Below are 259 nucleotides of genomic sequence, written 5' to 3' on the forward strand. Positions count from 1 at the left end.
GCAAGGACGCGGCAAGAAAACGCCGCGCGTCGAAGGCGCGCGGACTCAGGCGAAGTGCTGGTAGCCGCGCCGCGGCGGCGTCCACGCCGCGCCGTCGGCCAGCCGCACGCGCACGCCGGGTTCGGCCTGGATCCGGCCGATCACCTTGGCCGGCGTGCCCGAGGCCGCCAGCGAACGCGCGATCGGGTCGCGCTGGTTCGGCGAGGCGGTGAAGCACAGCTCGTAGTCGTCTCCGCCGCCGAGCTGCAGCGCGCGGCGG

Annotated in this window: 1 protein-coding gene; it reads right to left on the minus strand. The window is 75.7% G+C overall.

The genetic code is table 11. The features are described from left to right. Positions 1-45: 45 nt before the first annotated feature. On the minus strand, positions 46-259 hold a 214-nt coding region (locus HKX41_12145; protein NNC24886.1), incomplete at its 5' end, for a thiamine monophosphate kinase.

Origin of the sequence: Salifodinibacter halophilus (assembly GCA_012999515.1) — a bacterium.
Classification (GTDB): domain Bacteria; phylum Pseudomonadota; class Gammaproteobacteria; order Nevskiales; family Salinisphaeraceae; genus Salifodinibacter; species Salifodinibacter halophilus.